General features: G+C 69.0%; 10 protein-coding genes. 6 read left to right on the forward strand and 4 right to left on the reverse strand.

The annotated features are described in order from the left end of the window. Positions 1–4: 4 nt before the first annotated feature. Both ACFV15_RS32415 and ACFV15_RS32420 read right to left on the reverse strand, forming a co-directional pair. On the reverse strand, positions 5–259 hold the full coding sequence (locus ACFV15_RS32415; RefSeq protein WP_378355125.1) for a hypothetical protein: 255 nt from the start codon (positions 257–259) through the stop codon (positions 5–7). Further along, a complete protein-coding gene (locus tag ACFV15_RS32420) occupies positions 260–595 on the reverse strand; it encodes a DUF6247 family protein (RefSeq protein WP_378355126.1) in 336 nt (111 codons plus the stop codon). A 296-nt stretch (positions 596–891) separates the two neighbouring features. Between ACFV15_RS32420 and ACFV15_RS32425 the strand changes: the two genes are divergently transcribed. Continuing rightward, positions 892–1,089, forward strand: coding sequence for a hypothetical protein (locus ACFV15_RS32425; protein WP_378355128.1), 198 nt, complete (start codon positions 892–894; stop codon positions 1,087–1,089). 117 nt (positions 1,090–1,206) lie between these two features. Here ACFV15_RS32425 and ACFV15_RS32430 read toward each other — a convergent pair whose 3' ends face one another. Beyond that, the gene (locus ACFV15_RS32430) at positions 1,207–1,839 is read right to left on the reverse strand and encodes a hypothetical protein (protein ID WP_378355130.1); all 633 of its coding nucleotides are present in this window, start codon (positions 1,837–1,839) and stop codon (positions 1,207–1,209) included. 394 nt (positions 1,840–2,233) lie between these two features. Between ACFV15_RS32430 and ACFV15_RS32435 the strand changes: the two genes are divergently transcribed. The 5 genes from ACFV15_RS32435 to ACFV15_RS32455 all read left to right on the forward strand — a co-directional run bounded on the left by ACFV15_RS32435 (position 2,234) and on the right by ACFV15_RS32455 (position 5,500). Next, a complete protein-coding gene (locus tag ACFV15_RS32435; RefSeq protein ID WP_378355132.1) occupies positions 2,234–3,121 on the forward strand; it encodes a recombinase family protein in 888 nt (295 codons plus the stop codon). A 61-nt stretch (positions 3,122–3,182) separates the two neighbouring features. Beyond that, entirely contained in the window at positions 3,183–3,482 is a 300-nt protein-coding gene (locus ACFV15_RS32440) for a hypothetical protein (RefSeq protein WP_378355133.1), read from the forward strand. A gap of 98 nt (positions 3,483–3,580) precedes the next feature. Then, positions 3,581–4,453 (forward strand): hypothetical protein, encoded by an 873-nt coding sequence (locus ACFV15_RS32445; protein WP_378355134.1) that lies wholly within the window; start codon positions 3,581–3,583, stop codon positions 4,451–4,453. A 33-nt stretch (positions 4,454–4,486) separates the two neighbouring features. Beyond that, the gene (locus ACFV15_RS32450; RefSeq protein ID WP_378355135.1) at positions 4,487–4,894 is read left to right on the forward strand and encodes a hypothetical protein; all 408 of its coding nucleotides are present in this window, start codon (positions 4,487–4,489) and stop codon (positions 4,892–4,894) included. A gap of 84 nt (positions 4,895–4,978) precedes the next feature. Further along, a complete protein-coding gene (locus tag ACFV15_RS32455) occupies positions 4,979–5,500 on the forward strand; it encodes a hypothetical protein (protein ID WP_378355137.1) in 522 nt (173 codons plus the stop codon). Positions 5,501–5,568: 68 nt separating this feature from the next. Here ACFV15_RS32455 and ACFV15_RS32460 read toward each other — a convergent pair whose 3' ends face one another. Then, the gene (locus ACFV15_RS32460) at positions 5,569–6,675 is read right to left on the reverse strand and encodes a hypothetical protein (RefSeq protein WP_378355139.1); all 1,107 of its coding nucleotides are present in this window, start codon (positions 6,673–6,675) and stop codon (positions 5,569–5,571) included. Positions 6,676–6,874 lie beyond the last annotated feature (199 nt).

Consider the following 6,874-nt stretch of genomic DNA (forward strand, 5'->3'; position numbering starts at 1 on the left):
GTGCTCAGCCGAGCCACTGCACCAGCAACGGGTGCACTTCGTCTCGCTCCTCCAGGATCAGGTACACGAGTTGCCCCGCCTGACCAGGGCCGAAGTGCCACCGGCGGACCGGGCCGTCGGGGTTGTCCGCGTGCTGGGGGTCCCCGTTCCACGGCGTCACCGTAAGGGTTTCGAGCAGATCGGCGAACTCGGCCAAGGCCTCGACGGGCAGCTCGGCAACCTGCGCCAGCACTTCGTCGTCAGGGACGATGCGGTACATCTAGTCGCTCAGTCGCTCCTGGATCGCTGCCTGCAAGTCCGCAACAGGCCGGGCATTCGGATTTTCGCCAGTCTGCAGGATGCGCTCGGCCTTGGCGAGCAGCCGGAAGTAGGCGCCGGGATCCCGCATCTCCGTGTAGGCGATACCGCGCCATTTCTGCAGGAGCCGGTGCACCCCGGCGAGATCCTTGGAGGCCTTCGCCTGGTCGAGCGTGACGTCCCACTCACGATCGAACATGGCGAGCAGCCGCGGCGACAGACAGGCGCGGATCTCGCCGGGGTCCGCCGCCGGCGGGACCGGCACGCCGGACGCCATCGGAGCAGCGGGGGAGGCCATGGGACCACGATAGCGTCCCGTGACCTCCGCGCATGCCAAACCTTTCAAGCCACGATGAGGAATCGGACGGTTTGCCGTAGCGTGAAGGCGTGTCCCGTCGGGGGACACGCAGTACCTACGTTTCCTGTCGGAGGAACACCATGGCTTTAAGCCGTCTTGCTCGGGAATTCGCTGCCGAGATCGCCAATCATGACTGGTCAGATGCCCCATTTCGAGCCGATCGGGCTGGGCACAACCGAGCACACGATAAGACTTCCGCTCCAGTGCTCGACCCTCGTCAGACCGACACTGTTCGAATGAACGTCATGTGGGTAGCTGCGCAGGTTCTCGGGCACGCGGACCCGAAGTTCGATGAGTACGAGTTCGCCGAGGCGTGCGGCGTCGGCATCCTTACCCGCTCAGGGCATCGTGACGGCAGTATCAGCGCCGGTCTCCGCAAAGCCGCTGATGGCCGGTACTGCCGACCTGGAACCTGGGAAGCTCCGCTCGACTGACCTGACGCTGACCAACACCAAGCACCAACGTATAACGCCGTGTACGACGTGGCGGGAGGCGCAGGCGGGCCCGGCTTTCTCACGAACCGGGCCCGCCCTGCTCAGCGAGATCTGGCGCTACGCCGCCAGGTCCCACTCGCGCAGGTACTTCGCCGCCAGCCCGCGCAGGCACGCGCCGAGTGAGCGCCGGTTGGTGTTCGCCCGGAGCCTGAACGCCTTACCGCGGCGGGTGTCCCAGATGACCGGCTTGGCACCCGGAAGCGCCTGATCGATCACCTCTTCCATGAGGCACAGGAGGAAGTCCGCGGTCGCCTGGTCGAGAGCGGGTTCCTTCACGTACGGGAGCACGAGCTCCTGTTCCCCGGTGCGCAGCCGCAGGCCGATGAGGTTCCGGACCACGATGGTCAGGTCACCGTCCGACCAGCGCGGCGTGCGAACCCTGATCCCGGTCGCGCCCTTCGGGAGCAGCTTCAGGAAGCCGGCGGCGCACTCTTCGTACGCCGTCGCCGTCCAATCGGTCCGCGCCGCGGCCCAGGCGACCGCCTTGTCGAGCTCGACCTTTGGATCGGGCGCGTTCACCGCGCGCCGCATCGCGGCCTGGAGGGTGCTGTACGCCGCCCAGGCCATCGAGTCCTTACTCAGGTACCGCTCCTTGTGCTGCTTGGCCAGGTTGACGGCCTCGCGCGGCGTGGCGCGCGCGTAGTCGAGGAACGGCTGTCCGCCGATTTCGACCTTACTGTTTGTGTTCAATTGGTTCCTTTCGGTGTTGTGCCCGGACACCGTGGCGGACCTCACGCCATCTACCAGTCACGATCGGGCTATGTCCCGTCTTGACATACCCCCCGATGAGGGGTTAACTTCAGAGTGCGAAGTCTTCAGTTAGATAGAGTGGCCGGACTTGTAATTATAGAGAACCGGTCTATTATACCGCACGAGCTCGGGCTTGTCAAGGGCCCGAGCTCGTTGCTGTATGCGCGCACCGGACGGGCGTCCGGCTTCGCTGGACTGCCACTCCTCTCGCATAAATGATCAGTTGTGCGAGTTCTGAGAATCCGCCCGACGGCGCGAGGAACCCGCAGGTCGCGATTCGCAAAACGCCTCTCAAAACGATAGGGTTCTGCGACACCCTTTTGAGAGGCTTCGCATGGATCTCACGCCCGAGGACGCCGCCGACAAAGTCGAGCGGAACTCCTGCCCGACGTGCACCGCCCCCGCGGGCAGTCCGTGCCGGACGCGCGCGGGCAAGGTCGCGGCGAAGTACCACACGGCGCGCTTCGTCCTGGTGCCCGCGCTGCGTGAAGATCTCGCGGTCGCCGCACCGGCGGACCGGCGACCCGGAAGCCGGTGGGTGCCAGGCCCGCCCGTCGAGCAGGCCACGGTCCCTGCCGTCGCGGCGCCGGCGGTCCGGATCGGCTACGCCCGCTGTTCGACCGCCGAGCAGGATCTCGACGTGCAGGTCGCCGCCCTGCGCGCGGCCCAGTGCCGCCGGATCTTCTCCGAAAAGATCAGCTCGCGGATCAAGCACCGGCCCGAATTCGAGGCCGCGCTCGCGCTCGCGAGCGAATTCAAGACGGCCGCGCCCGAGCAGGCCGTGATTCTCACCGTGCACGAGCTCAAGCGGCCCGCCCGGCACGGCGCCGAGCTCATGGCGCTCGCGGCGCACCTCGAGGCGCACGGCATCCAGCTGGAGCTGCTGACCGGCCCGCTCGCCGGGATCTACGACCCGAACGGCGTCGGCGCGATGCTGTTCGCCATCCTGGCCACGGCGGCCCAGCTCGACCGCAACTACATCCGCGAGAAGACCATCGAGGGCCAGGCGGCCGCGGCCGCCCGGGGCAACCACGGCGGCCGCCCCAAGGTGATCGACGAGGACTCGCTCACCTTCGCCTTGGCTTTGCGCGACAAGGGTGTGCCGATGCCCGAGATCGCCGGGAAGCTGACCATCAAGACCGGCAAGAACGCGGGCCGGAGCCCGTCCGTTGCCTCCCTGTACAGGGCACTCGCCGACGCCCAGGAGGAACCCGCCTCGTGACACTGGTGGCTCACGCTCACGGCGGCGGTCACGTCGACCCGCCGCCGGTACGGTTGCGAGCGTGACCAGCAAATCCGAGAAGCCTCCGGTGCCCTCTAACCGCGCTCAGGCAGAAACCTTCTTCGGCTACGCGCAGGAGAACCTCGCCGACGCCGAGGAAACAGCGTCCGGCACCCTCGATCAGCTGAGTGAGCTGGGATGGGCACAAGCCCACCTGCTCAAGGCGATCTACTTCGAGCTGCGCCATGGTCACGACCGCGCGGCCGAGACCGCGGCCGCGCTGGACGAGCACGCCGACGCGATGGACCACCTCGGTAGCGACATGCGCGGACTCGGCGACGCGCTCAGCCGCCACCGCTGACCACCGCGCGCCCGGCGAGCGGGTCCGCCCTGGTCAACGCCGGTGCGACTTTGCACGACGTCCTGCCACAGTGATCGAATTGGGCGCATCATGGAGGCATGAGCGACGGGGGCGGAGCCGGGACGACGGCCGCGATCGTGCGCCGCGAGATCCGGTGGCAGGGGTTGCTCGGCTGTGCCGTGACCACGCTCGCGCTGTGGGTGTTGTCGAACTGGGAGATGTGGGGCTGGGTCTACGGGATCGGCGTGATCATCGTGCTCGCGCTACCCGGGATGCGGAAGATCGTGCCGGAAGCGTGGTCGCCGCTGATCGCCCTGATCGTGGTCATGTGCTGGTTGACCAGCGTGACCGAGGTCGTGCAGTGGGGCATCGCGTACGGACTCGGGATCCTCGCGGTCAGCATCGCGAACCTGGTCCGCAAGCGGTTCAGCTGGGGCGAGTGGGTTCCGTACGCGACGCTTGCCATCGGCGCCGGCCTCTTCGTCACGTCGACCACGGTCGCGATCGTGAACGGAGTGCACCACTCCGACGACCTGGCCGCCCAGTACGCCGCCGATCACGAGTACCAGGTGGCGAAGCTGCGCCCGCGCAGTCCGCGCGGGGTCGTCTCCGGCCTGATGAGCGCGGCCGTACAAGACGATCCGAAACGCGGCTGCTTCCTGTTCGATCCGACGTCGGCCGCGCAGTTCGCCGCCGCGCACGGCGCGCCGGACTGCACGGCCGCGATCGGCCACCTGCGGTCCCTCGTGCAGTACCCGAAGGACTGGATCAACAACATGTGGATCCCGGCCGACGCCGAAGCGTTCCCGAGCAAGAACCTGGCCAGGCTCGACGCGTGCCGCCTCACCTTCGACTCGGCCCTGTTCGACTATCACCCGAACCCCGGGCCGCAGCTGGGCAAGTTCACGATGACCCAGCAGTACGGCCAGGGATGGCTGGTCACGGCCTATGAGCCGTGCCCGAAGCAGTAGCCAGCCGAGCGCACTACGTGGCAGCATGCCGGAATGGCACGACGTCGCACTCGCCTTGACTGGCGCGCCCTGCTGGCCGCCGCCGGCGGCCTGGCCGTGCTCCTGGTCGGCATCGACCTTGACTTCGGATTCGTCACCTCCGTGTTCCTCGCGCTGGTCGCTGCGGCCATGGCGTTCGCGGCACTGCGTGCCCGCGGCCGTCCGCGTCAGGTGACGCGCGCGGCCACGCCGAACGCTCGGCCCCGCATCGTCGTTGGGCACGACGTCGTGACACTCTGCCCGGTTGGCGGCGGATCGGTCGACGTGATCCCGCAGGGCAGCCGCGGCCGCGTCACCGGCAGCGGCTGGGGAACGTTCACGGTCGCGTTCACCGTCCACGGCCCGCTCGGCATCCGGGTCGTTCCCGTCCAGGTACGGCCCGAGCAGGTCGACCGGATCTGACCAGCACCGCGCCCCGCCGCCTCCGACCTGGTTACTCTGGTCAGGTGCGCGGCGGACACGCGCACCGACAGGAGGGTGTGACCAGTGGCCACGGCGAAGAAGCAGTCGGCGCAGGCCGGAATTCTCGCGGAGATCAGGAAGAACCAGGCCGCGCGAGCGAGCGCGGAGCAGAAACGGAAAGCGGCCGAGGCGGAGGCGCTCGCTGAGTATGCCCGCGCCGCCGGCGCGGCCACGGACCGGCGCGAGAAGGTCGCGAAGAAGGTCGCCGCGCTCGAAGCCCAGATCGCCAAGGTCAAGGCAGACGCGGACAAGGCCGCGGCCGCCGACGAGCCTGATCAAGCGGCCGCCCTGCGCAGGCTCCGGGATCTGGGAAATGCCGCCGAGGACATCGGCCAGCTGGTCGGGCTCAGTGCCAAGCGGGTCCGCGCGCTGATGAAGGTGGGCGAAGAGAACTCGCCGCCCGCACCGGCGAAGTCGGCGGCACAGAGCGCCGCCAGCTCGAAGCCCGCAGCCGCGAAGTCGGCAGCTGCTCAAGCGCCCGCTGCAGACGACGCAGCAGCTGAGCAGGCGTCTACGTCGAGCGAGCCAGCGACCGCGATCTCGTAGCTACCAGCAGCATCACGTGCCGGGTGTCCTTCGGGGTGCCCGGCACCACTGTTTCCGGCCGTCCGGTTCTATGCGGAATCTGGACTTGCCCAGGTCGCGGGTGAGCGGGCCGCTTGATAGAGCTGTTCGACGTCACCGGGCGCGAGGATCGGGCCGCGAGCGCGCAGCCAGCGCGTCAGGGCGGGCAGCCCGATGACCCGGACGCCGTCGTCGGTGAGGAAGTCGCCGACCTCCCGGTCGCTTGCCAGCACGACCAGTGGCACGACGGGAAGAGTGCGCTCACGTGGGTAGTACGGGGTCAGGCAGCGCCGCGCATACTCGGCCGCTTTCCTCGCGCTGCTTACCTCGGAGGTTCGCGCCACATGACGACCTACCGCAGCCATGGTGAACACCCCAGCCGGGCCGATTACGAGGTGATCGGCTGTGACTCCCGCTGTACCCAGCGGTACGTCATGAAGCACGTACCAGGGACGGTGCGGGGCACGTAGCCGTGACCACCAAGGCCGGGCAAACTGCCCAAGTTTTCGACTCACGCCCGCTTCGGCGCGGGCATGGTTTCGTGCCGCCGTCGCAGCGCTGTCGCGCGAGAAGAGTCGCGCGAGACTCGCGCGGATGGGACGTCGCGCGTCGATCGAGCGCGCGGTCGAGCGCGCTCGCGCGCCCGCTTCGTTGTCGGCCAGGTCGAGGTGCGTGGTCTGCGGCTTCCGGCGCGGTTGGGGGAGCGGCGGATTCGTCGCCGCCGTCGGCGTGGCCGCCGACGGCGGCGACTGCAGCGGGATTCCGGGACCATCGTCGGTGCCCGGCACGAGCGTGCCGGGGGTCACTGGAAGTGGCGTCCACGTCCCTGCGGTGCGTGGGGATGGCTCGGCTGGCGTGTCGAGGTCCAGCTCACCCGTGCCTGCCGGAAGCGCCTCCAGTGGTGGAGGCTTTCCTGGTGTGGTCGTCGGCGTGTCGACCTGGCCCTCGTGCCGCGGATGGGCCGGGCGTGGCTTGAGGAACGCGTCGACGAGCGCCTCGAACTCGGCGCGGCGTGGCGCGGGCACCTGGTGGGACAGGCCGGTCTTGACGTCGAGGTAGCCGAGAGCACGGCCATCGCTGCCGGTCACGTAGAGCCGCTCAGCCCGTCCGCGACGCCAGCGCCGAACCTGGTCACCGGGGCGGCCACGGCTCACCATCGCCGCACCTCTGCGGAGGAGGAAACCTCCCCCGCACCCCCTCCATCCGGCCGCCGTGCCGGGCCGCGCTGGTCCTCGCGGCTCACCGGGCGAGGCTCGGGTCGCGGCCGCCGTGCCGGGCCGCGCTGGTCCTCGCGGCTCACCGGGCGAGGCTCGGGTCGCGGCCGCCGTGCCGGGCCGCGCTGGTCCTCGCGGCTCA

This window comes from Amycolatopsis sp. NPDC059657 (assembly GCF_042734395.1).
In the GTDB taxonomy this organism is placed as follows: Bacteria; Actinomycetota; Actinomycetes; order Mycobacteriales; family Pseudonocardiaceae; genus Amycolatopsis.

Coding starts and splice junctions, on each gene's coding strand:
- ACFV15_RS32415 (WP_378355125.1), bottom strand. CDS start 259: ATGTACCGCATCGTCCCTGACGACGAAGTGCTGGCGCAGGTTGCCGAG.
- ACFV15_RS32420 (WP_378355126.1), bottom strand. CDS start 595: ATGGCCTCCCCCGCTGCTCCGATGGCGTCCGGCGTGCCGGTCCCGCCG.
- ACFV15_RS32425 (WP_378355128.1), top strand. CDS start 892: ATGAACGTCATGTGGGTAGCTGCGCAGGTTCTCGGGCACGCGGACCCG.
- ACFV15_RS32435 (WP_378355132.1), top strand. CDS start 2,234: ATGGATCTCACGCCCGAGGACGCCGCCGACAAAGTCGAGCGGAACTCC.
- ACFV15_RS32445 (WP_378355134.1), top strand. CDS start 3,581: ATGAGCGACGGGGGCGGAGCCGGGACGACGGCCGCGATCGTGCGCCGC.
- ACFV15_RS32450 (WP_378355135.1), top strand. CDS start 4,487: ATGGCACGACGTCGCACTCGCCTTGACTGGCGCGCCCTGCTGGCCGCC.
- ACFV15_RS32460 (WP_378355139.1), bottom strand. CDS start 6,675: ATGGTGAGCCGTGGCCGCCCCGGTGACCAGGTTCGGCGCTGGCGTCGC.